Genomic DNA, 20,385 nt, shown 5'->3' with positions numbered 1-20,385 from the left:
ACTAAATATGGGAGCGGGCTTGTGTGGGAGCTGGCTTGCCTGCGATGGCAGCGCCTCGGTGCAACTGCAAAGCCGAGGTGTACCTATCGCGGGCAAGCCCGGCTCCCACACAAACCCGCTCCCACAGCGATCTACGGTGTTACGCAGTCCGCATTAGCTGACGAGCGTGGCATCCAGGCTGATTTTCGCATTCAGCACCTTGGACACCGGGCACCCTTCCTTGGCCTTTTTGCTCAGTTCATCGAACTGCGCCTGGCTCGCGCCTGGGATCTTGGCTTTCAGAACCAAGTGCACGGCCGTAATCGCAAAACCACCGTCGACTTGGTCCAGCGTCACTTCGGCCTGGGTGTCGATGCTGTCAGCCTTGAGGCCGGCGTCGCCCAAAATCATAGAAAACGCCATGGAGAAGCAGCCGGCGTGGGCCGCACCAATCAATTCCTCAGGGTTTGTGCCCTTGCCGCCCTCGAAACGGGCCTTGAAGCCGTAGGGCGCTTCGCGCAGAACGCCGGTTTCCGTGGAAATGGAACCCAGGCCAGTCTTCAGATCACCTTCCCAATGCGCGGATGCCTTTTTAACGATACTCATAGCTTTCTCCTCGAACGGTGGTTTTGCTTCAGTAAGGGTTCTGAGGATAGACGGCCCGCCAAAGTTCATCTTGTCGGAGAAACCTAGCGATATAGTAGGAAATATCCCTAACCGCTATTGAATCTCGGGTATATGCCCTCATTGCATAGAACATGCACATGAAGCGGCAGGTTTTGGTTCGTCTATAAGCCTGCGCACCTATTGGAGAAGCAGGCTTATGAAATCGCTGTCCGACGTGAAGTTCTCGACCCTGGACCTGGTGCCCGTGCGCGCCAATGGCAGCCCGGCGCAGTCGCTGCGCAACTCGCTGGACCTGGCCCAGCACGTGGAAAAATTTGGCTACAACCGTTTCTGGGTGGCCGAACACCACAACATGGACGGTATCGCCAGCTCGGCCACCTCGGTGTTGCTGGGCTATCTGGCGGGCGGCACTTCGACCATTCGCGTCGGCTCCGGCGGCGTGATGCTGCCCAACCACGCACCGTTGGTGATCGCCGAACAGTTCGGCACCCTGGAAAGCCTGTACCCCGGCCGTATCGACCTGGGCCTGGGCCGCGCGCCCGGTTCCGACCAGATGACCGCCCGCGCCCTGCGCCGTGAGCGCTCGGGCAGCGCCGATGACTTCCCCGAAGATGTGGCCGAGCTGATGGCGTACCTAGGCCCGCGCACGCCCGACCAACGGGTGATCGCCGTACCGGGCACCGGCACCAACGTGCCGGTGTGGTTGCTGGGTTCCAGCCTGTTCAGCGCACAGCTTGCCGGTGAGCGCGGTTTGCCCTACGCCTTCGCCTCGCATTTCGCACCGCGCTTGATGCATGAGGCGGTTCGCGTGTACCGCAATCACTTCAAGCCTTCGGCTGTACTGGACAAACCCTACGTGATGCTCGGCATCCCGCTGGTAGCCGCCGACACCGACGAGCAGGCCGACTACCTGGCAACCTCCGTGTACCAGCGCATCCTCGCACTGATGCGCGGGCAAAGCCTGGTGCAGCGCCCACCAGTGAAAACCATGGACGGCCTATGGCTGCCCCATGAAAAAGACGCGGTCGGCAGCTTTCTCGGCCTGGCGATGGTCGGCAGCCCGGCGAAGATCCGCGCCAAACTGGAAGTACTGATCGAGCAGACCGGCGCCGATGAGCTGATCTTTACCTGCGACCTCTACGAGCATGCCGACCGGATTCATTCCTACGAGCTGTTGGCGCAGTTGATGAAGGGCTGATAACCCACAGGCGAAAAAAAACCGACGCACTCGCGTCGGTTTTTTATGTCTGGAACACAGGGTTAACCGCGCTTGTAGGCGATTTCCTTGGTGCCACCTTCGCAACTGCCGACAACTGTGTGGTCGGTGGGTGCCGCACCTTTGTCTACCACTTCCAGCGAATAACCCGAGGCACCTTTGGCGTCGATTTTCGCCGCGATTTCGCTTTTCAGCTCATCACAAGGCTTGCCCGCAGCTATTGCTGTCCCCGCAATGCTCAACAAACCTACCGCTAACAGAAGCTTCTTCATCCGATACTTTCCTTGCGCTGATCCAAAAGAGCGTGCCGACGCATCGCATCGGCACCCCAAGGTTGTAGCGCAGGTTATGGCAATCGGCCAGTCCTCAAAGTTCAACCAGCGTGATCAACTACTGGCAATTCGGAACCCCACCTTAAGCGTGACTTGGAAGTGTGCGGCCTTGCCGTCCTTGATGTGGCCACGGGTTTCAGTCACCTCGAACCACTCCAAGTGCTTGATGCTCTTGTGCGCTTCAGCGATGGCGTTGTTGATCGCGTCTTCGATGCTGGTCGTCGACGAACCCACCAGTTCGACTTTCTTGTACGTGTGATGATCAGACATAGCGTTTTCTCCTGAGGTCTCTAGTGAGCGTAGCAGTCAATGTTCGTACTGCTTCTGGCGGCCGTTCCTACACGAAAGTTCAGAATTACTGCACTTTCTGAAAACGCTGGAGTCGGTATCTACACATGCCACTCAATCACTTCAGGAGATGTCCACATGGCCAACACTTCGTTACGCAAAGCGTCGCTGGAAAGCATGGAAGCCGAGATTTCGAGCCTGCTCAAATCCCTTGAGAGTCTCAAGGACGATGCGTCAGACGAGTCGCGCAAAACGCTGAAGGCCCTGAAAAGCAATGCCGAGAATGCCCTCAAGCACTCCCGTCATCTGATCAGCGATGCCTACGAAGAAAGCAAAGTCAAACTCCGCGAAACCGGTGTTGCAACCCGGGACTACGCACAAGAGCACCCATGGACTACCGCCGGCGTCGCCGTTGGTGCACTGGGCCTGCTGGCGGCTTACCTGCTGTGCAAACGCGGTGACTGATTGACCGACCGGCTATAGCGGCTGGCGCAACAGCTCAGCTTTGAGCCACTGCGCCAGCTGCCCCGCGCGCCCGTCTGCGGCGCGCTTGGGTAGCCACAACGCCAGGTGCGCCGGGGTTTCGCTGAAACCCCACGGCGCCACCAGGCGGCCCGCGCGCAGGTCCTCTGCTACCAGCGGTTCTGGCGCAATCGCTACGCCTAAACCGGCTACCGCCGCCTCCAACAAATAATACAAATGCTCAAACCCCTGGCCGTGTTTCAACGCGCCGGGCGCGATACCGTGTTGCTGCGCCCAGCTGGGCCAGGCTTGCGGGCGGGATGTGGTGTGCAACAAGGCTTCGCCGCACAGAGCCTGTGCCGGGGCTTGGCGCAGGCGTTCATAACCGACGAAGCGCGGGCTCATCACCGGCCCGATGCGTTCGCTGGCAAGCGTGTACACCTGCATATCCGCCGGCCACGGCGGCTCGGCGAACACCAATAGGGCGTCAAGGCCGGGGCGCCGGGGGTCGAGATCGCCGTCACCCGCCGACAGGTGCAGGCGCAAGTCCGGCAGGTCGGCGTTCAAGCGACCCAGGCGCGGAATCAGCCAACGCGCCAACAAACTGCCCGAGCAGCCCAGCACGAACGGCGCGTCGGCACTGGCCTGGGTCAGTTCGGCGCACACATCCCTTAAACGTTCGAAGGCTTCCGCACTGGCATCCCGCAGCCGAACCCCGGCATCTGTGAGTTTAAGGCCGCGACCGTCCTTGGCGAACAGGCTGACACCCAAATGCTCTTCGAGCACCTTCAACTGGCGGCTGACGGCGCCGTGGGTCACATGCAGTTGCTCGGCAGCCTGGCTGACGCTGTTGAGCCGGGCTGTGGCTTCAAACGCGCGCAAGGCATTGAGAGGGGGAAGGTCTCGGCTCATCTGTGAGTTTTCCTGACAGGTTACGGCGATCTTATCGGTTTTCAGCGTAGCGCGTCAGGGGTAGAGTGGCCGTCATTGCCTCTCCTCACATTCTTTATCGGAGCGCCCCATGACTCAGTCCCAGACCGATCTACGCAACGGCCCTGACGCCAACGGCCTGTTTGGCGCGTTCGGCGGCCGCTACGTCGCTGAAACCCTGATGCCGTTGATCCTCGAACTGGCCCGCGAATACGAAGCGGCCAAGATTGATCCGGCTTTCAACAAAGAACTGGCCTACTTCCAGCGCGACTACGTCGGACGCCCAAGCCCGCTGTATTTCGCTGAGCGCCTGACTGAGTTCTGCGGCGGCGCCAAGATCTACCTCAAGCGCGAAGAGCTAAACCACACCGGCGCGCACAAGATCAACAACTGCATCGGCCAGATCCTGCTGGCGCGGCGCATGGGCAAAAAACGCATCATCGCCGAGACCGGCGCCGGCATGCACGGCGTGGCCACTGCCACCGTGGCTGCGCGCTTCGGCCTCGACTGCGTGATCTACATGGGCACCACCGACATCGAGCGCCAACAGGCCAACGTGTTCCGCATGAAGCTGCTGGGCGCCAAAGTGATCCCGGTAGTGTCCGGCACCGGCACGCTCAAAGACGCGATGAACGAAGCCCTGCGCGACTGGGTGACCAACGTTGATGACACCTTCTACCTGATCGGCACCGTGGCTGGCCCGCACCCGTACCCTGCAATGGTGCGCGACTTCCAGGCAGTGATCGGCAAGGAAACCCGTGACCAGATGCAAGCCCAGGAAGGTCGCCTGCCGGACAGCCTGGTGGCGTGTATCGGCGGTGGCTCGAACGCCATGGGCCTGTTCCACCCGTTCCTGAATGACACCAGCGTCGAAATCATCGGCGTTGAAGCGGCAGGCTATGGCATCGAAACCGGCAAGCATGCCGCCAGCCTCAACGGCGGCGTACCGGGCGTACTGCACGGTAACCGTACCTTCCTGCTGCAGGACGACGACGGCCAGATCATCGACGCCCACTCGATTTCCGCCGGCCTCGACTACCCCGGCATCGGCCCGGAACACGCCTGGTTGCATGACATCGGCCGCGCCCAGTACACGTCGGTGACTGACGACGAAGCCTTGGAAGCATTCCACAAATGCTGCCGCCTGGAAGGGATTATTCCCGCACTGGAAACTGCCCACGCCCTTGCCGAAGTATTCAAACGCGCACCGAACCTGCCGAAAGATCACCTGATGGTGGTGAACTTGTCTGGCCGTGGCGACAAAGACATGCAGACCGTGATGCACCACATGGAAAACTCTCCACAAGAGCCAGCCAAGCAGGAGAAACACTGATGAGCCGCCTGCAAACCCGCTTTGCGCAGCTGAAAGAACAAAACCGCGCTGCCCTGGTGACCTTCGTCACCGCCGGCGACCCGGGTTATGACACCTCGCTGGCGATCCTCAAGGGCTTGCCCGCAGCCGGCGCCGATGTGATCGAGTTGGGCATGCCCTTCACCGACCCGATGGCCGACGGCCCAGCCATCCAACTGGCCAACATCCGCGCGCTGGAAGCCAAGCAGAACCTGGCCAAAACCCTGCAAATGGTTCGCGAGTTCCGCCAAGACAACAACGACACGCCACTGGTGTTGATGGGCTACTTCAACCCGATCCACAAATACGGCGTGCCGCAGTTCATCACTGACGCCAAAGAAGCCGGCGTGGACGGCCTGATCGTGGTCGACATGCCGCCTGAACATAACGGCGAGCTGTGCGACCCGGCCCAGGCGGCGGGCATCGACTTCATCCGCCTGACCACGCCGACCACCGATGACGTGCGCCTGCCGACCGTGCTGAACGGCAGCTCCGGCTTTGTGTACTACGTGTCGGTGGCCGGTGTGACCGGTGCTGGCGCCGCCACCTTGGAACACGTCGAAGAAGCCGTAACTCGCCTGCGTCGGCATACCGACCTGCCGATCAGCATTGGTTTTGGTATTCGCACGCCAGAACAGGCAGCCGCCATCGCGCGCTTGGCCGATGGTGTGGTGGTGGGTTCGGCACTGATCGACCACATCGCCAATGCCAAAAATGATCAGCAGGCAATTGATGGTGTGTTGAGCTTGTGCGCGGCGTTGTCGGAAGGTGTCCGTAACGCCCGTAAGTAAACGCCGTGTAGCGGTAGGTAAAGTTCCGGATACAGAGGAATCATACTGTCGAATCAGTACCTAAACTGGCAAGACCAAGGGATTTCGAACCTCGTTCGAAATCCCTTTTTTGTTCGTGAAGTACTGAGGAAACGCCCCATGAAAATGCCTAAACGCTTGATCGCTGGCCTCGGCGTGCTGATGCTCGGTGCGAGTGCCTTGGTGCAGGCCGCGCCCCCTGACCAACGCGGTGATGGCGATGGCCCTGGCCGTGGCGGCCCGCAAGGCCAACACGAGCAACGTGGCGACGACCATCGCGGCCCGCAGAACAATCGCCGCGGCCCGCCTCAGGACTTCGGCCCGGTGCGGCAGATCATCCACGACAACCACGGCCAGTTCTCCCGTGGTGCACCGCCACCACCGAATCTACGCCTGGTGCGCGGCCAGCCACTGCCACGTGGTTACTATGGCGAACGCCTGGACAACCGCGCCCTGGCGCGCCTGCCGGTTTACCAAGGTTACGAATGGCGCCGCTCCGGGCCAGACGTGGTGTTGATCGCGGTGGGCACGGGCATCGTCTACGAGATTTTGGACGGCGTGCTCAACTAACGCCCGTGCTTTTGTGGCAGGCGGGCTTGTTGTGGCGAGCGGGCTGGCCACAGGTTATTCATTCAGTTCGATGCGTTCGACTTTGCCTACGAGCAACACGTAGGACAGCGCCCCCAGCAACGCCAGCACCGCAATGTAGGTAATCGCCGGCGCGAACGAATCACCACTGGCCAAAAAGCCAATCACAATCGGCGTGGTTATTGCTGACAGGTTGCCGATAAAGTTGAACACCCCACCGGTCAGCCCCAGCAGGCGCGCCGGTGCCAGGGTGGCCACCAGTGACCAGGTGATCGACGCCAAGCCATTGCCGAAAAATGCCACTGCCAGGAACGCAATCACCCACGCCGTTGAGTCCACATAGTTGGCACCAATGATCGCCGTGGAAATCAGCAACCCAGCAATGATCGGCAGCTTGCGCGCAAAGCCTACCGATGCGCCCCGGCGAATCAGCCAGTCAGAAAAAATCCCCGAACACAGCACGCCCACAAACGCCGCCAGGAAGGGCAGCGACGCCAGCAGGCCGGACTTGATGAAGTCCATCCCGCGATATTTCACCAGGTAGGTCGGAAACCACGTCAGGAAAAACCACAGCGTGGAGTTCAGGCAGAACTGCCCCAGGTAGATGCCCCACAGCTTGCGCTTGCTCAGCACGATGCCCAGGTCGACCCAACTGAACGGCGCCTTGGTGGCTTGCGCCTGCATATCCACCAAACCACCGCCTTCACGGATCAGCTCGATTTCAGCGGCGTTGGCACCTTTGAAATCCTTCGGCTCGCGGTACACCGCGTACCACACCAGTGCCCACAGAATGCCGACGCCACCGGTGGCGACAAACACCATGTGCCAGCCAAACGCGTGCTGCAGCCACGCCAACACCGGCGTGAGAAACGCCAGCCCGACAAACTGCCCCGACGTATAAACGCCAATCGCCGTGGCGCGCTCGCGCTCAGGAAACCAAGTGGTGACCACACGGCTGTTGATCGGGTAGGCCGGTGCTTCCAAGGCGCCGACCGCCATGCGCAGCACAAACAGCGCGATGAAGCTGGCGGCAAACCCGAGCATCACGGTGGCAATCGACCACAACAGCAGGGCGACGGTGTAGAGAATGCGCGGCGGCACCCGATCCACCAACCAGCCGCCGGGGATCTGCATGGCGGCGTAGGTCCAGCCGAAGGCGGAGAAGATCAGCCCGACGTGCACCGGGTCGATGCCCAGCTCGCTGGTCAACGCCGGGGCGGCAATCGACAGGTTGCTGCGGTCGAGGTAGTTGATCACCACCGTGATAAACAGCAGCACCATGATGAAGAAACGCTTTCTGCTGGGCGTGACTAAAGAAGCCTGCCCGGTGAAGGACTCAGGTTGCATGGGGGTGCCTCTTCTTATGTTTATTGAGGACGGGGACGGTCAGTGAGGGAGCTGGCTTGCCTGCGATGACGGTGTGCCAGTGCCAGAGATACAAGCTGGCCCACCGCTATCGCAGGCAAGCCAGCTCCCACATTGACGGTGTTTCTTCAGGAGGGGCTTACCACTCGGCAAAGCTGCCATCGGCATGGCGCCAGATCGGGTTGCGCCAGCGGTGGCCGATGGCCGCACGCTCGATCACATATTCCTCGTTGATCTCAATACCCAAGCCTGGCCCGTTGGGGATCTTCACGAAGCCCTTGTCATAGTCGAACACGCCCGGGTCGCGCACGTAGTCGAGCAGGTCGTTGCTCTCGTTGTAGTGAATGCCCAGGCTTTGCTCCTGGATAAACGCGTTGTAACAAACCGCGTCCAGTTGCAGGCACGCCGCCAGGGCAATCGGGCCGAGCGGGCAGTGCAGGGCCAGGGCCACGTCGTAGGCTTCGGCCATGTTGGCGATCTTGCGGGTTTCGGTGATGCCTCCGGCGTGGGAGGCGTCCGGCTGGATGATGTCGACGTAACCTTCGCTGAGCACGCGCTTGAAGTCCCAGCGCGAGAACAGCCGCTCGCCCAAGGCAATCGGCGTGCTGGTCAGCGGCGCCAGTTCTTTGAGCGCTTCGTAGTTTTCGCTGAGCACCGGCTCTTCGATAAACATCAGTTTGTACGGGTCGAGCTCTTTCATCAGCACCTTGGCCATGGGCTTGTGCACGCGGCCATGGAAGTCGACGCCGATGCCGACGTTAGGGCCCACCGCATCACGTACGGCGGCGACGTTGGCCAGGGCCAGGTCGACTTTTTCGAAGCTGTCGACGAACTGCAGTTCTTCGGTGCCGTTCATTTTCACCGCGGTAAAACCACGCGCCACCGCCTCTTTGGCAGCCCGCGCAGTGTCGGCCGGCCGATCGCCGCCGATCCACGAATACACGCGGATCTTGTCGCGCACTTGGCCGCCGAGCAGGTCGCTGACCGAGACGCCCAGCGCCTTGCCCTTGATGTCCCACAGCGCCTGGTCGATACCGGCGAGGGCGCTCATGTGCACCGCGCCGCCACGGTAGAAGCCGCCGCGGTAGAGCACTGTCCAGATGTCTTCGATATTGCGTGGGTCTTTGCCGATCAGGTAGTCGGAAAGTTCTTCGACGGCAGCGGCCACGGTGTGGGCGCGGCCCTCGACTACGGGCTCACCCCAGCCGGTCACGCCTTGGTCGGTTTCGACCTTAAGGAAGCACCAGCGCGGCGGGACGATGAAGGTCGTCAGTTTAGTGATTTTCATCTTCTTATCTCTCTTGTCGATGCAGCGCCGAAGGCGCAAAGCTTGAAATCAATTCAGGGCATCAGTTCAACGCGTTCCAGGCAGCGACATACGCCTGGGCACTGCTCGCCACTTGATCCACGGACATGCCCGGCTTGAACAACCCGGAACCCAAGCCGAAGCCCTTGGCGCCCGCGTCGAAATACACCTGCATGTTGTCCGGGGTCACACCGCCCACCGGCAGCAACAACGTGCCCGTCGGCAGTACCGCCAGCCACGCCTTGATTACACCCGGGCCCATTTGCTCAGCCGGGAACAGCTTCAACACGTCGGCGCCTTCGGCCAGTGCGGCGAAGGCTTCGGTGGGCGTGGCCACACCCGGCGACAGGTACAAGCCCGCCGCTTTCGCTGCGCGCAGCACCTTGGCATCGCTGTGGGGCATGACGATCACTTGGCCGCCGGCGGCTTTGACCTGCTCGACCTGCGCAGGCGTCAACACCGTGCCTGCGCCGATCAGGCAATCGGCGGGCAGGCTGTCGCGCAGGGTGCGGATGCTGGTGTAAGGGTCCGGCGAATTGAGCGGCACTTCGATCACGCGAAAGCCGGCCTGATAGAGCACCTGGCCAATCGCCTCGGCTTCGTCTGGCCGTACGCCGCGCAGGATTGCGATCAAACCGTTGTGTGCGAGTGCTTGCTTGAGCATGTCAGGCCTCCAAGACAGGTTGAGTAAGCCCGGCGGCCACTGCCAATTGCCACAGGCCGCGTTCGCTGGCCTCTTGCGCCAGGCTGACGTGGGCGAAGCCGCAGAGGGCGAGGGCACGTTGGTAGCGGGCGCAGAGCGGGGCGTTACCGACCAGAACGATGGGTTTATGTTTGGCGTGCTCGGGCAAACCGGCGAGTTCATGGCCAATCAGCAGGCCGGACAGGTAATCCGCTTGCTGGTCGGGGGCCAGTTCGGCGGTCAGCCCCAGGGTGCGGGCGCTGAACACGGTTGAGAGCACGCCGCGCTGCCCGTCTTTGGAGAGCGCCACGTTCACGCCGCGATCAAAAGCCTCGGCCTGGAAGTGTTCGGAGGGCTTTTGCGTACGCCCCAGAATGCTGTGCTTGCTCAGCACCGCGAACAGCTCGCCGGTCATGAAGGTGTCGAAGTGTGTGATGCAGCCATCCGCCACCTCGACCCATTTGGAATGGCTGCCGGGCAGGCCGATCAATACCTGCGCAGCGAGACCTTGCAGCACGCCCAGTACCTGGGTTTCTTCACCGCGCATCACGTTGGGCAAGCCGACCTGTTCGATCACGCCGGGCACGATATGCACCTCCACACCGCGCAGGCTGCGTACGGAGTGCAGGGCCTGGCTGAGGCTGGCGACATCAACCGGCGTATTGCGATAGGCCGCTTCGCTCCAGCCTTGGGCGCTGCCGACCATGCCACAGGCGATCACCGGTAGGCCGGGCTCGGCATCCAGCCAGTCGCCGCAAGCTGCATCGAACGCCAACTCGAAGCCATCGCTGCACCGCACGCCAGCAATCTCCCGGGGTTCGCTGGGCAGGTGCATGATGCCGAACCCCAGCGCGCGCTGTTCGAGCACCCTGCCGGCTGGGCCGAGTTTATAAGCACGAAGGGAGCTGGTCCCCCAGTCGAGCGCGATCAATTGCGCCTGCATCGCTTCACCTGAAATGAGTGGGTGCTGAAAAAAGCAGATGGGCGAATATAAACCTATGCCTGGCAATATCTCAATATATAAATATCAGTCCCACATATAGGGTTTAAACATAAAAAATCCCATCGTCTTTGCACAAGGGGATGGGATTTTTATCAGCAGTGGTTAAAAAACAGACAAATCCAGCTCGCGCATCGCCCCCATCCAGATCGCGTAATCGGTGTGATCCTTCAAGTCATCGCCGGTCTCGGGGTGCAGGAACACCACCAGCCCGTCGCGATGCAGGGCCAGCCACGGCAACACCACGCCGATGTATTCCGGCTCGAACGCCAGCTGGCAGCTCCAGTCCGGGTGCGGGCCCACCGGGCGCTCATGCACGCGGCCCATACGCAGCGGAAACAGCTTGGCCGCGTCTTCGCAGAGCGTGCGCGCCTGGTCTATGGTGCTGGCGTCGAAGTAGATATGGGCGTGGTAGCCCTTGATACGTTGCATGGCGAAATCCGGATCCGATATGCGCCGATCCTAGACCGCAATCGACGGCAGGGCCAGCCCAGTCAGCGACTGCACGTTGCTGGCTTGCTCGGCCACCAGCCAGTCGACAAAGCGCTCAACCAATTGCCCCCGACGTTTGCGCTGCGGCTGCACCACGTAGTAACCGAAGCGCGAGATCACCGTGTCGCTGATCGGCCGGCACAGCCACTCCTGTTCCAGCAAGTTATCCACCAGGTGGCGCCAGCCGATGGCCACGCCCTGGCCAGCAATGGCGGCCTGGATCAGCAGGGTGTAGTTGTCGAAGCGCAACTGGCCGGGTGTGGGTGCGGTGGTAATGCCCAGCTCGCGAAATATGCCGTTCCAATCGAACCACTGGCTGTTGTTTTCCTGGCGCAGGTGCAGCAAGGGGTAGTCCTGCAACGTCTGCACGGTCAGCGGCGTGGTGCGGTCCTTGAGCAGTTGCGGGCTGCACACCGGAAACGCTTCCTCGTTGAACAGCCACAGGCTGTCGCCTTGCTTGAAGCGGCCGTCGCCAAACAGCACCGCCACATCGATATCGCTGCGCAAGGTCGCGTGGTTGCGCTGGCTGGTGACCAGGCTGACGTCCACTTGCGGGTTGGCGGCGTGGAAGCGGTGCAGGCGCGGCATCAGCCAGTAGGCGGCGAAAGCGAAGTCGGTGGCCACTTGCAGCACTTCATGCTGGTCCTGCTGGGTGATCACGCTCAGGCCGTGGTTGATGGCCTGCAAGCCGCCCTGGACGTGCTCGAATAACAACGCGCCCGCGTCGGTCAGCTCGATGCCACGGTAAATCCGATCAAACAAACGCAGCCCAAGCTGTTCTTCCAAGCGCTTGATCTGCTGGCTGATGGCCGGTTGGGTAGTGCCCATGTCCATCGCGGCAGCGGTAAAGCTGCGGTGGCGCGCCGCGGCCTCGAAAGCGCGCAGCAGGTCGAGGGATAAATCGCCGAGGGCTTCATACATAAGCTGTGCTTATCCTAGACATTGCTTTTCCTGGGCTTTACCCCATTTTCCATGGGCCGCATGCTGATTCGCATAAACATCGCCTATGGAATGCCGAAGACTCATGAAGCGCAAGAACATTCTTTTCATCATGGCCGATCAAATGGCCGCGCCGATGCTTCCGTTCTACGGACCTTCTCCGATCAAGTTGCCCAACCTGAGCCGCCTCGCCGAGCAGGGCGTGGTGTTCGACGCCGCCTATTGCAACAGCCCGTTGTGCGCGCCGTCGCGCTTCACCCTGGTCAGCGGCCAGTTGCCGAGCAAGATCGGCGCCTACGACAACGCGGCGGATTTTCCCGCTGATGTACCGACTTATGCCCACTATCTGCGCCGCCTCGGCTACCGCACCGCGCTGTCGGGCAAGATGCATTTCTGCGGGCCAGACCAATTGCACGGCTTTGAGGAGCGCCTGACCAGCGACATCTACCCCGCCGACTATGGCTGGGCGGTGAACTGGGATGAGCCGGACGTGCGCCCCACCTGGTACCACAACATGGCCTCGGTGCTGCAAGCCGGGCCGTGCGTGCGCACCAACCAGCTGGATTTCGATGAAGAGGTGGTGTTCAAGGCCCAGCAATACCTGTTCGACCATATTCGTGAAGACGGCGACCAGCCGTTCTGCCTGACCGTGTCGATGACTCACCCACACGACCCGTACACCATTCCCAAGCCGTTCTGGGACCTGTACGACGACAGCGACATCCCAATGCCTACGACACCAGCCCAGGCCGACCTCGACCCGCATTCCCAGCGCCTGCTGAAGGTTTACGACCTGTGGGACAAACCGCTGCCACTGAACAAGATCCGCGATGCGCGCCGCGCGTATTTCGGCGCGTGCAGCTACATCGACAGCAATGTCGGCAAGCTCCTGCAAACCCTGGAAGACACCGGCCTTGCCGACGACACCATCATCATCTTCTCGGGCGACCACGGCGACATGCTCGGCGAGCGCGGCCTCTGGTACAAAATGCACTGGTTTGAAATGGCCGCCCGCGTGCCGCTGCTGGTCAGTGCGCCGGGGCAGTTTGCCGCTGGCCGCGTGAGCAAAGCCGTGTCCACCGCCGACCTGTTGCCGACCCTGGTGGAACTGGCCGGCGGCGAGTTAGACCCGCGTTTGCCGCTGGACGGCCGCTCACTGGTCCCGCACTTGCAGGGGCAGGGCGGGCACGACGAAGTGTTCGGCGAATACATGGCCGAAGGCACCATCAGCCCACTGATGATGATTCGCCGTGGCGCGTACAAATTTATCTACAGCGAAGACGACCCTTGTCTACTGTTCGATCTACACAACGACCCGCACGAGCGGGAGAACCTCAGCCAGTCAGCGGAACACCGAGCACTGTTCGAGGCGTTTTTGAGTGAGGCGCGGGCCAAATGGGACATCCCGGCGATCCACCAGCAGGTGCTCGCCAGCCAACGCCGTCGACGCCTGGTGTTTGAGGCGCTGACCCAAGGCAAGCTGAAGAGCTGGGATCACCAGCCACTGGTGGACGCCAGTCAGCAATACATGCGCAACCATATCGACCTCGACGACCTGGAGCGCAAGGCACGTTATCCACAACCCTGCCAACACTAATAAAACAGAGAGAAGGCCATGCAAAAGTTGACTGCAGTGTTGGGTATGTTGGTGCTGACTAGCGCCAATGTGTACGCGGACACCCGCTGTGACACGGTGAAGATGGCCGACCCCGGCTGGAGCGATATCGCCGCCACCAATGCCATCACCGGTTTTCTGTTGAACGGCATGGGCTACAAGGCCAAGGTCGACACCCTGGCGGTGCCGATCACGTTTGGCGGGCTCAAGGACGGCCAGGTGGATGTGTTCCTGGGCAACTGGATGCCGGCGCAGCAGGGCTTCTATGACAAGTTCGTGGCTAACGGTGACGTGGTGCAACTGGCGAAAAACCTCGACGGCACCGAGTTCACCCTCGCCGTGCCGGACTACGTGTGGGACGCCGGTGTGCATGACTTTGCCGACTTGAATAAATTCGCGGGCAAATTCGATAAGAAGATCTACGGCATCGGCTCCGGCGCACCGGCGAATATCTCGCTGCAGGAGATCATCAAGAAGAACGACTTCGACCTCGGCCAATGGAAGCTGATCGAGTCGAGTGAACAGGCGATGCTGGCCGAAGTGTCGCGGGCGGTTAAAAAACAGAAATTCGTGACCTTCCTCGGCTGGACGCCGCACCCGATGAACGTGCAGTTGAAAATGCATTACCTCAAGGGCGGCGAGAAGTACTTCGGCGACACCGGCAGCGTGTATACCTTGACCCGCAAAGGTTATGCGCAGGCCTGCCCGAATGTCGGGAAACTGCTGACCAACCTGAGCTTCACCCAGGACATGGAGAACAGCATCATGGCCGAAGTGGTCAACAAAAAGGTCAGCAATGCCGATGCGGCGAAGGCGTGGATCAAGGCGAATCCGGCGGTGCTGGACAAGTGGCTCGATGGCGTAAAAACCGTGGATGGCCAGGATGCGTTGGCGGCGGTAAAAGCCAAGCTCTAACCCCCGAAATGATCATTCCCACGCTCCGCGTGGGAATGCATCCTGTGACGCTCCGCGTCACGACCTTAAGAGCGAACGCGGAGCGTCCCTGGGCCGGCATTCCCACGCAGAGCGTGGGAACGATCATTAGCAGCCTGATACCCTGGCTCAAACCTTTCAACCCGAGTCTGCGATGCCCCGGCCCAACCGCCATACACTCTTCCCCTTCCTCGCCTGGCTGCCACGCCAAACCCGCGCCAGCGTCGGCCGGGACGCGATGGTCGGCCTCAGCGGCGCCGTGCTCGCGCTGCCGCAGTCGATTGCCTACGCGCTGATCGCCGGTCTCCCACCTGAATACGGCTTGTACGCCGCCATCATTCCGGTATTGATCGCCTGCCTCTGGGGTTCCTCCTGGCACCTGATCTGCGGCCCGACGGCGGCGATTTCCATCGTGCTCTACGCCAGCGTCAGCCCCTTGGCCGTGCCTGGGTCTCAGGACTACATCACGTTGATCCTGTTGCTGACCTTTCTCGCCGGGGTTTTCCAGTGGCTGCTGGGGATGCTGCGCTTCGGCGCGCTGGTGAATTTCGTCTCCCATTCGGTGGTACTTGGGTTCACCTTGGGCGCCGCCGTGGTGATTGCCTTGGGGCAACTGCCCAACCTGCTTGGGCTGGATTTGCCGAGCCAGGCCACTGCAATCAAAAGTTTGCTGGCGCTTATCGATCACGGCGGCGAGTGGGACCATGCCTCCCTCGTCCTAGGCTTGAGCACCTTACTGGTGGGCGCGTTACTCAAGTACTGGGTCCCACGCTGGCCGACGCTATTGATCGCCCTGGCGTTGAGCAGCTTGGTGGCGTGGCTGTGGCCGGCGATGTTCGGGCATGTGGCGCGGGTCAGTTCGTTTGTGGGCAAGCTGCCGCCGTTCAGCCCATTGCCGCTGGACCTGGACATGCTCCTGCGCCTGCTGCCCAGTGCCGTGGCGGTGGGCATGCTGGGGCTGGTGACCAGCCTGTCGATTGCGCGCTCGTTGTCGGCGCGTTCGCAGCAATTGCTCGACGCCAACCAGGAAGTCCGTGCGCAGGGCTTATCCAATATCGTCGGCGGATTTTTCTCCGGCTACCTGTCAGCCGGTTCCTTTACCCGCTCCGGCCTGAGCTACGAAGCGGGCGCATGCTCACCCTTGGCAGGCGTGTTTTCCGCCTTGTGGGTGGCGTTGTTCGCGCTGTTCGGCGCGGTGTTGATCGCGCACATTCCAATCCCCAGCATGGCGGCGAGCATCCTGCTGATTTGCTGGGGCTTGGTGGATCATCGCGGCATTCGCGCGTTGTTCCGCGTGAGCCGCGCCGAGTTTGTGGTGATGAGCCTGACGTGCGTCGCCACCTTGCTGCTGGAGCTGCAAACAGCGATTTACGCCGGGGTGCTGGCCTCGCTGTTTTTCTACCTCAAGCGCACCTCGCAGCCGCGCGTGCAGCAGTGGCGTGATGGCGACGAGGATGTGTTGCGGGTGGGGGGTTCGATCTTTTTTGGCGCCAGCCATTACCTGCAAGTGCGCCTGCAAAGCTTGCAGGGCGAGCGGGTGGTGATCGAGGCGCAGCAGATCAACTTTATCGACTATTCCGGGGTGGAGATGCTGCATCAGGAGGCGCGGCGGCTTAAGGGGTTGGGGCGTAGCCTGACGTTGCGCCGGGCCCGGCCGCAGGTGGTGGAAGAGTTAAAAAAACTTGAAGGGCCCGACAACTGCCCCCTCCATTTCGAAGACTGAACGCAGTTAAAACTGTGGGAGCAGGCTTGCCTGCGATGCAGACGACTCGGTCAGTCAGTTAGACCGAGGCGATCCAATCGCAGGCAAGCCTGCTCCCACATTTTGACCGTGCCCACATTGGCTTTGTGTCAGGCCAACTGGCGGCGCAACTCAGCCAACACCGGCGCCGAATCCGGGCGCACACCGCGCCACAGGAAGAACGCTTCCGCCGCCTGCTCCACGAGCATGCCCAAACCATCCATCGCCACGGCTGCGCCTTGCTCTGTAGCCCATCGGCAGAACGCGGTGGGCGCCTTGGCGTACATCATGTCGTAGCAGAACGTCTTACCCGGTTCGATCAGGCTGCCGGCAATCGGCGGTACATCGCCTGACAGGCTGGCGGACGTGGCATTGATGATCAGGTCCACCGGCTCACGCAGCCAGTCGAAACCGCTGGCCGACACCGGGCCCAGGTCGTCGAACAGCTCGGCGAGCAACTCGGCCTTTTCTACCGTGCGGTTGGCGATGATCAGCGACGCCGGCCGCTCGGCGAGCAACGGCTCCAGCGCCCCGCGTACCGCGCCACCGGCGCCCAGCAGCAGGATGCGTTTGCCTTGCAGGCTCAACCCGGCATTCACCTTCAGGTCGCGCACGAGGCCGGCGCCGTCGGTGTTGTCACCCAGCAAAGTGCCGTCGGCCAGCTTGCTCAGGGTATTCACCGCCCCGGCGCGCTGGGCGCGTTCGGTCAGGCTGTTGGCCAAACGGTAAGCGTCTTCCTTGAACGGCACGGTGACGTTGGCGCCACGGCCTTGCTGAAAAAACTCACGGGCACAGCCGGTGAAATTTTCCAGCGGCGCGAGCAAGGTGCTGTAGTCCAGTTGCTCACCGGTCTGCTCGGCAAACATGCGGTGAATCAGCGGCGACTTGCTGTGGCCGATGGGGTTGCCGAACACGACATAACGGTCCATCAGACAGCCGCCGTGGGCGTGGCGAGGCCAAGCCAGTCGCGGTCTTGCAGGAAGTAATCGGTGAGGCGCGCCTCTTCGCTGCCGGCCTCAGCCTTCCAGTCGTAACTCCAGCGTACTTGCGGCGGCAGCGACATCAGGATCGACTCAGTGCGCCCGCCCGACTGCAGGCCGAACAGGGTGCCACGGTCGTAGACGAGGTTGAACTCGACATAGCGCCCACGGCGGAACTCTTGGAATTGACGCTGCTGTTCGGTGTAAGCCATGGCCTTGCGGCGCTGCACGATCGGCAGGTAGGCGTCGATGTACGCATCGCCGATGGCGCGGATGAAGGCGAAGCAGGTGTCGAAGTCCCACTCGTTCAAGTCATCGAAGAACAGGCCGCCGATGCCGCGCGGTTCGTTACGGTGCTTGATATGGAAGTAGGTGTCGCACCACGCCTTGTAGCGCGAGTACACGTGCGGCCCGAACGGCGCGCAGGCCTGCTCGGCCACGCGGTGCCAGTGGATGCAGTCTTCTTCATTGGCGTAGTAGGGCGTGAGGTCGAAGCCGCCACCGAACCACCACACCGGTTCTTCGCCGTCTTTTTCGGCGATGAAAAAGCGCACATTGGCGTGAGACGTCGGCACATGCGGGTTGTGCGGGTGGATCACCAGCGACACGCCCAGGGCTTCGAAGCCGCGACCGGCCAGCTCAGGGCGATGGGCACTGGCGGACGGTGGGAGGCCGCTACCGAATACGTGGGAAAAGTTAACGCCGCCTTTTTCGATGACCGTGCCGTTTTCGATCACACGGGTGCGACCGCCGCCGCCGGCAGGCCGGGTCCAGGCGTCTTCGATAAAGCGAGTGTCCGTCTCGAAGGTTTCCAGGGCGCTGCAAATGCGGTCTTGCAGGTCGAGCAGGTAGGCTTTAACAGCCTCGGTGCGGGTAGTCATGGCATCACCTTGAATCGGGCAAAGCTACGCGAGGCCATTGGGCGTCGGCGGCAAATGGGCGCACAGGATACCACCGCACCCGGCTTCGCCGCAGTTGACGAAGGTCAAGCTTAGGAGTGGGATAGAGGGCTACGCGATTCGACCTCAGGAGAAGTGCAGATGGCCAAACGTATCCAGTTCCGTGCCCATGGCGGCCCCGAAGTACTTGAGTATGTGGACTACACGCCGGCAGAGCCTGGCCCGCAGCAGGTTCGTGTGCGCAACGAGGCCATTGGCCTGAACTTCATCGACACTTATTTCCGCAGTGGCCTTTATGCACCGCCCGCGCTGCCATCGGGCTTGGGCGCCGAAGGTGCCGGCGTGGTCGACGCGGTGGGCAGCGAGGTCACGCAATTCAAAGTCGGCGACCGTGTGGCCTACGGCAGCGGCCCGCTGGGTGCCTACAGCGAGCTGCATGTGTTGCCCGCAGCCAATCTGGTGCACTTGCCGGACGATATCAGTTTCGAACAAGCCGCCGGCGCGATGCTCAAGGGCCTGACCGTGCAGTACCTGCTGCGCCAGACCTATGAATTGAAGGGCGGCGAAACCATCCTGTTCCACGCCGCTGCTGGTGGCGTCGGTTCGCTGGCCTGCCAATGGGCCAAGGCCTTGGGCGTGAAGCTCATCGGCACGGTGAGTTCGCCGGAAAAAGCCGCGCTGGCCAAATCCCTCGGCGCCTGGGAAACCATCGACTACAGCAAGGAAAACGTCGTACAACGTGTACTGGAATTGACCGACGGCAAAAAGGTGCCGGTGGTGTACGACGGCGTCGGCAAGGACACTTGGCTGACCTCGCTGGACAGCGTAGCGCCACGTGGGCTGGTGGTGAGCTTCGGGAATGCATCGGGCGCGGTGGATGGGGTGAACCTGGGAATTCTGGCGGCCAAGGGCTCGCTGTATGTCACCCGGCCGACCTTGGCGACCTATGCCAGCAATCCGAAGGATCTGCAGGCGATGGCCGATGACCTGTTCTCGATGATCAAGAGCGGCAAGGTGCGCATTGATATCAACCAGCGGTTTTCGCTGGCGGATGCGGCGAAGGCGCAGACTGAGTTGTCGGGGCGGCGGACGACTGGGTCGACCATCCTCCTGCCATAAAGGCTTAAGACAGTTGTTGGTCTGAAGGGCCCCATCGCGGGCAAGCCCGCTCCCACATTTTGACTGTGTTCCTTCAGTTGGAATGCAGTCGAATGTGGGAGCCGGGCTTGCCCGCGATGGCCGCGCCTCGGTCTCAAGAAGGCCGCACCACCTCACCCGTCGCCAAATCGCGAATCAGGCTCGGGTTCTTGCGCCCACCCAAGGCGCCACCCAACACCCGATCGACCTGGCCACGGAAATACTGCTCCACGCGAAGCCGTGTGCGCGCCGCCGGGCGGCCTTGCGGGTTGGCAGACGTGGAAATCAGCGGCCCCACCAGCGAGCACAGATCCCGCACCAGCGGATGATCACTCACCCGCAGCGCCACCGTGTCATGCACACCGGTGACCCATTCAGGCAACAAGTCCTGATGCGGCACCAGCCAGGTATTAGGCCCAGGCCAGGTGCTGGCCATGCGCTCGATCCAGGTGTCCGGGAAGTCTTCAAAGAGAAAATCGAACTGGCGGATATTGTCCGCCACCAGGATCAGCCCCTTGTCCACCGACCGATTCTTGATCGCCAGCAGCCGGTCCACCGCTGCTTCATTCCACGGGTCGCAGCCAAGGCCCCAGACCGCTTCGGTCGGGTAGGCGATCACCGCGCCTGCGCGAATTTCTCGTGCGGTTTCCAGCACACGCCACCTGTTGACCATTGCTCACTCTCCGGACTAAAGCTCTGCGCAGTTTACCGATC

General features: G+C 61.6%; 22 protein-coding genes. 9 read left to right on the top strand and 13 right to left on the bottom strand.

The window, feature by feature from the left end:
* Window positions 1–153: 153 nt before the first annotated feature.
* On the bottom strand, window positions 154–585 hold the full coding sequence (locus K0P33_RS01395; protein WP_027608131.1) for an OsmC family protein: 432 nt from the start codon (window positions 583–585) through the stop codon (window positions 154–156).
* Window positions 586–802: 217 nt separating this feature from the next.
* On the opposite strand from K0P33_RS01395, the gene K0P33_RS01390 reads away from it, so the two are divergent.
* Window positions 803–1,804 (top strand): LLM class flavin-dependent oxidoreductase, encoded by a 1,002-nt coding sequence (locus tag K0P33_RS01390; protein ID WP_094949705.1) that lies wholly within the window; start codon window positions 803–805, stop codon window positions 1,802–1,804.
* 62 nt (window positions 1,805–1,866) lie between these two features.
* Here the strand turns inward: K0P33_RS01390 and K0P33_RS01385 are convergent, their stop codons facing one another.
* Together K0P33_RS01385 and K0P33_RS01380 are read right to left on the bottom strand one after the other, a co-directional pair.
* Window positions 1,867–2,094, bottom strand: coding sequence for a DUF1161 domain-containing protein (locus tag K0P33_RS01385; protein ID WP_094949706.1), 228 nt, complete (start codon window positions 2,092–2,094; stop codon window positions 1,867–1,869).
* Window positions 2,095–2,208: 114 nt separating this feature from the next.
* A complete protein-coding gene (locus tag K0P33_RS01380; RefSeq protein WP_016969657.1) occupies window positions 2,209–2,424 on the bottom strand; it encodes a dodecin in 216 nt (71 codons plus the stop codon).
* A 156-nt stretch (window positions 2,425–2,580) separates the two neighbouring features.
* On the opposite strand from K0P33_RS01380, the gene K0P33_RS01375 reads away from it, so the two are divergent.
* Window positions 2,581–2,907: a DUF883 family protein gene (locus K0P33_RS01375; RefSeq protein WP_003233664.1), complete on the top strand. Its 327-nt coding sequence runs from the start codon at window positions 2,581–2,583 to the stop codon at window positions 2,905–2,907.
* Window positions 2,908–2,919: 12 nt separating this feature from the next.
* Here K0P33_RS01375 and K0P33_RS01370 read toward each other — a convergent pair whose 3' ends face one another.
* A complete protein-coding gene (locus tag K0P33_RS01370; RefSeq protein ID WP_242153689.1) occupies window positions 2,920–3,816 on the bottom strand; it encodes a LysR family transcriptional regulator in 897 nt (298 codons plus the stop codon).
* A gap of 109 nt (window positions 3,817–3,925) precedes the next feature.
* On the opposite strand from K0P33_RS01370, the gene trpB reads away from it, so the two are divergent.
* From trpB to K0P33_RS01355, 3 genes are all read left to right on the top strand, one after another.
* Entirely contained in the window at window positions 3,926–5,167 is a 1,242-nt protein-coding gene (gene trpB, locus K0P33_RS01365) for a tryptophan synthase subunit beta (protein WP_094949708.1), read from the top strand.
* Complete coding sequence (gene trpA / locus K0P33_RS01360; protein WP_094949709.1) at window positions 5,167–5,976, top strand: tryptophan synthase subunit alpha; 810 nt, start codon at window positions 5,167–5,169, stop codon at window positions 5,974–5,976. The genes trpB and trpA overlap by 1 nt, the downstream gene beginning before the upstream one ends.
* Window positions 5,977–6,114: 138 nt before the next feature.
* Complete coding sequence (locus tag K0P33_RS01355; protein ID WP_242153687.1) at window positions 6,115–6,564, top strand: anti-virulence regulator CigR family protein; 450 nt, start codon at window positions 6,115–6,117, stop codon at window positions 6,562–6,564.
* A 54-nt stretch (window positions 6,565–6,618) separates the two neighbouring features.
* On the opposite strand, the gene K0P33_RS01350 is transcribed toward K0P33_RS01355, so the two are convergent.
* The 6 genes from K0P33_RS01350 to K0P33_RS01325 form a co-directional block, all read right to left on the bottom strand.
* Window positions 6,619–7,929 carry an MFS transporter gene (locus tag K0P33_RS01350; protein ID WP_094949711.1) on the bottom strand — a complete coding sequence of 437 codons (1,311 nt, stop codon included), beginning with the start codon at window positions 7,927–7,929 and terminating at the stop codon, window positions 6,619–6,621.
* 157 nt (window positions 7,930–8,086) lie between these two features.
* Window positions 8,087–9,235, bottom strand: coding sequence for a galactonate dehydratase (gene dgoD, locus K0P33_RS01345; RefSeq protein WP_017137927.1), 1,149 nt, complete (start codon window positions 9,233–9,235; stop codon window positions 8,087–8,089).
* A gap of 61 nt (window positions 9,236–9,296) precedes the next feature.
* Window positions 9,297–9,917 carry a 2-dehydro-3-deoxy-6-phosphogalactonate aldolase gene (locus K0P33_RS01340; RefSeq protein ID WP_242153685.1) on the bottom strand — a complete coding sequence of 207 codons (621 nt, stop codon included), beginning with the start codon at window positions 9,915–9,917 and terminating at the stop codon, window positions 9,297–9,299.
* A gap of 1 nt (window position 9,918) precedes the next feature.
* Entirely contained in the window at window positions 9,919–10,878 is a 960-nt protein-coding gene (locus K0P33_RS01335; protein WP_242153683.1) for a 2-dehydro-3-deoxygalactonokinase, read from the bottom strand.
* A 162-nt stretch (window positions 10,879–11,040) separates the two neighbouring features.
* Window positions 11,041–11,367: a DOPA 4,5-dioxygenase family protein gene (locus tag K0P33_RS01330; RefSeq protein ID WP_242153681.1), complete on the bottom strand. Its 327-nt coding sequence runs from the start codon at window positions 11,365–11,367 to the stop codon at window positions 11,041–11,043.
* A gap of 30 nt (window positions 11,368–11,397) precedes the next feature.
* Window positions 11,398–12,348: a LysR family transcriptional regulator gene (locus K0P33_RS01325; RefSeq protein WP_094949715.1), complete on the bottom strand. Its 951-nt coding sequence runs from the start codon at window positions 12,346–12,348 to the stop codon at window positions 11,398–11,400.
* 103 nt (window positions 12,349–12,451) lie between these two features.
* On the opposite strand from K0P33_RS01325, the gene betC reads away from it, so the two are divergent.
* The 3 genes from betC to K0P33_RS01310 all read left to right on the top strand — a co-directional run bounded on the left by betC (window position 12,452) and on the right by K0P33_RS01310 (window position 16,637).
* Window positions 12,452–13,963 carry a choline-sulfatase gene (betC, locus tag K0P33_RS01320; protein WP_242153679.1) on the top strand — a complete coding sequence of 504 codons (1,512 nt, stop codon included), beginning with the start codon at window positions 12,452–12,454 and terminating at the stop codon, window positions 13,961–13,963.
* An 18-nt stretch (window positions 13,964–13,981) separates the two neighbouring features.
* The gene (choX, locus tag K0P33_RS01315) at window positions 13,982–14,896 is read left to right on the top strand and encodes a choline ABC transporter substrate-binding protein (RefSeq protein WP_094949717.1); all 915 of its coding nucleotides are present in this window, start codon (window positions 13,982–13,984) and stop codon (window positions 14,894–14,896) included.
* A 172-nt stretch (window positions 14,897–15,068) separates the two neighbouring features.
* Window positions 15,069–16,637: a SulP family inorganic anion transporter gene (locus K0P33_RS01310; RefSeq protein ID WP_094949718.1), complete on the top strand. Its 1,569-nt coding sequence runs from the start codon at window positions 15,069–15,071 to the stop codon at window positions 16,635–16,637.
* A 128-nt stretch (window positions 16,638–16,765) separates the two neighbouring features.
* On the opposite strand, the gene aroE is transcribed toward K0P33_RS01310, so the two are convergent.
* Together aroE and hemF are read right to left on the bottom strand one after the other, a co-directional pair.
* Complete coding sequence (gene aroE, locus K0P33_RS01305) at window positions 16,766–17,584, bottom strand: shikimate dehydrogenase (RefSeq protein ID WP_242153677.1); 819 nt, start codon at window positions 17,582–17,584, stop codon at window positions 16,766–16,768.
* A complete protein-coding gene (hemF, locus tag K0P33_RS01300) occupies window positions 17,584–18,516 on the bottom strand; it encodes an oxygen-dependent coproporphyrinogen oxidase (protein ID WP_094949720.1) in 933 nt (310 codons plus the stop codon). Before hemF ends, aroE begins: the two co-directional genes overlap by 1 nt.
* A 159-nt stretch (window positions 18,517–18,675) precedes the next feature.
* On the opposite strand from hemF, the gene K0P33_RS01295 reads away from it, so the two are divergent.
* Window positions 18,676–19,653 carry an NADPH:quinone reductase gene (locus K0P33_RS01295; protein WP_242153675.1) on the top strand — a complete coding sequence of 326 codons (978 nt, stop codon included), beginning with the start codon at window positions 18,676–18,678 and terminating at the stop codon, window positions 19,651–19,653.
* A gap of 133 nt (window positions 19,654–19,786) precedes the next feature.
* Here the strand turns inward: K0P33_RS01295 and K0P33_RS01290 are convergent, their stop codons facing one another.
* Window positions 19,787–20,344 (bottom strand): Sua5/YciO/YrdC/YwlC family protein, encoded by a 558-nt coding sequence (locus K0P33_RS01290; protein ID WP_094949722.1) that lies wholly within the window; start codon window positions 20,342–20,344, stop codon window positions 19,787–19,789.
* Window positions 20,345–20,385 lie beyond the last annotated feature (41 nt).

Origin of the sequence: Pseudomonas sp. ArH3a, assembly GCF_022648765.1 — a bacterium.
GTDB lineage: Bacteria > Pseudomonadota > Gammaproteobacteria > Pseudomonadales > Pseudomonadaceae > Aquipseudomonas.
This window is presented reverse-complemented; position numbering and strand designations above follow the sequence as displayed.

Bases quoted from the DNA above. Each gene is read 5' to 3' on its own strand.
- K0P33_RS01310 (WP_094949718.1), top strand. From the start codon at position 15,069: ATGCCCCGGCCCAACCGCCATACACTCTTCCCCTTCCTCGCCTGGCTG.
- trpB (WP_094949708.1), top strand. From the start codon at position 3,926: ATGACTCAGTCCCAGACCGATCTACGCAACGGCCCTGACGCCAACGGC.
- K0P33_RS01340 (WP_242153685.1), bottom strand. From the start codon at position 9,917: ATGCTCAAGCAAGCACTCGCACACAACGGTTTGATCGCAATCCTGCGC.
- choX (WP_094949717.1), top strand. From the start codon at position 13,982: ATGCAAAAGTTGACTGCAGTGTTGGGTATGTTGGTGCTGACTAGCGCC.
- hemF (WP_094949720.1), bottom strand. From the start codon at position 18,516: ATGACTACCCGCACCGAGGCTGTTAAAGCCTACCTGCTCGACCTGCAA.
- K0P33_RS01350 (WP_094949711.1), bottom strand. From the start codon at position 7,929: ATGCAACCTGAGTCCTTCACCGGGCAGGCTTCTTTAGTCACGCCCAGC.
- K0P33_RS01390 (WP_094949705.1), top strand. From the start codon at position 803: ATGAAATCGCTGTCCGACGTGAAGTTCTCGACCCTGGACCTGGTGCCC.
- K0P33_RS01330 (WP_242153681.1), bottom strand. From the start codon at position 11,367: ATGCAACGTATCAAGGGCTACCACGCCCATATCTACTTCGACGCCAGC.
- dgoD (WP_017137927.1), bottom strand. From the start codon at position 9,235: ATGAAAATCACTAAACTGACGACCTTCATCGTCCCGCCGCGCTGGTGC.
- K0P33_RS01325 (WP_094949715.1), bottom strand. From the start codon at position 12,348: ATGTATGAAGCCCTCGGCGATTTATCCCTCGACCTGCTGCGCGCTTTC.
- K0P33_RS01290 (WP_094949722.1), bottom strand. From the start codon at position 20,344: ATGGTCAACAGGTGGCGTGTGCTGGAAACCGCACGAGAAATTCGCGCA.
- aroE (WP_242153677.1), bottom strand. From the start codon at position 17,584: ATGGACCGTTATGTCGTGTTCGGCAACCCCATCGGCCACAGCAAGTCG.
- betC (WP_242153679.1), top strand. From the start codon at position 12,452: ATGAAGCGCAAGAACATTCTTTTCATCATGGCCGATCAAATGGCCGCG.
- K0P33_RS01375 (WP_003233664.1), top strand. From the start codon at position 2,581: ATGGCCAACACTTCGTTACGCAAAGCGTCGCTGGAAAGCATGGAAGCC.
- K0P33_RS01335 (WP_242153683.1), bottom strand. From the start codon at position 10,878: ATGCAGGCGCAATTGATCGCGCTCGACTGGGGGACCAGCTCCCTTCGT.
- trpA (WP_094949709.1), top strand. From the start codon at position 5,167: ATGAGCCGCCTGCAAACCCGCTTTGCGCAGCTGAAAGAACAAAACCGC.
- K0P33_RS01380 (WP_016969657.1), bottom strand. From the start codon at position 2,424: ATGTCTGATCATCACACGTACAAGAAAGTCGAACTGGTGGGTTCGTCG.
- K0P33_RS01385 (WP_094949706.1), bottom strand. From the start codon at position 2,094: ATGAAGAAGCTTCTGTTAGCGGTAGGTTTGTTGAGCATTGCGGGGACA.
- K0P33_RS01295 (WP_242153675.1), top strand. From the start codon at position 18,676: ATGGCCAAACGTATCCAGTTCCGTGCCCATGGCGGCCCCGAAGTACTT.
- K0P33_RS01370 (WP_242153689.1), bottom strand. From the start codon at position 3,816: ATGAGCCGAGACCTTCCCCCTCTCAATGCCTTGCGCGCGTTTGAAGCC.
- K0P33_RS01355 (WP_242153687.1), top strand. From the start codon at position 6,115: ATGAAAATGCCTAAACGCTTGATCGCTGGCCTCGGCGTGCTGATGCTC.
- K0P33_RS01395 (WP_027608131.1), bottom strand. From the start codon at position 585: ATGAGTATCGTTAAAAAGGCATCCGCGCATTGGGAAGGTGATCTGAAG.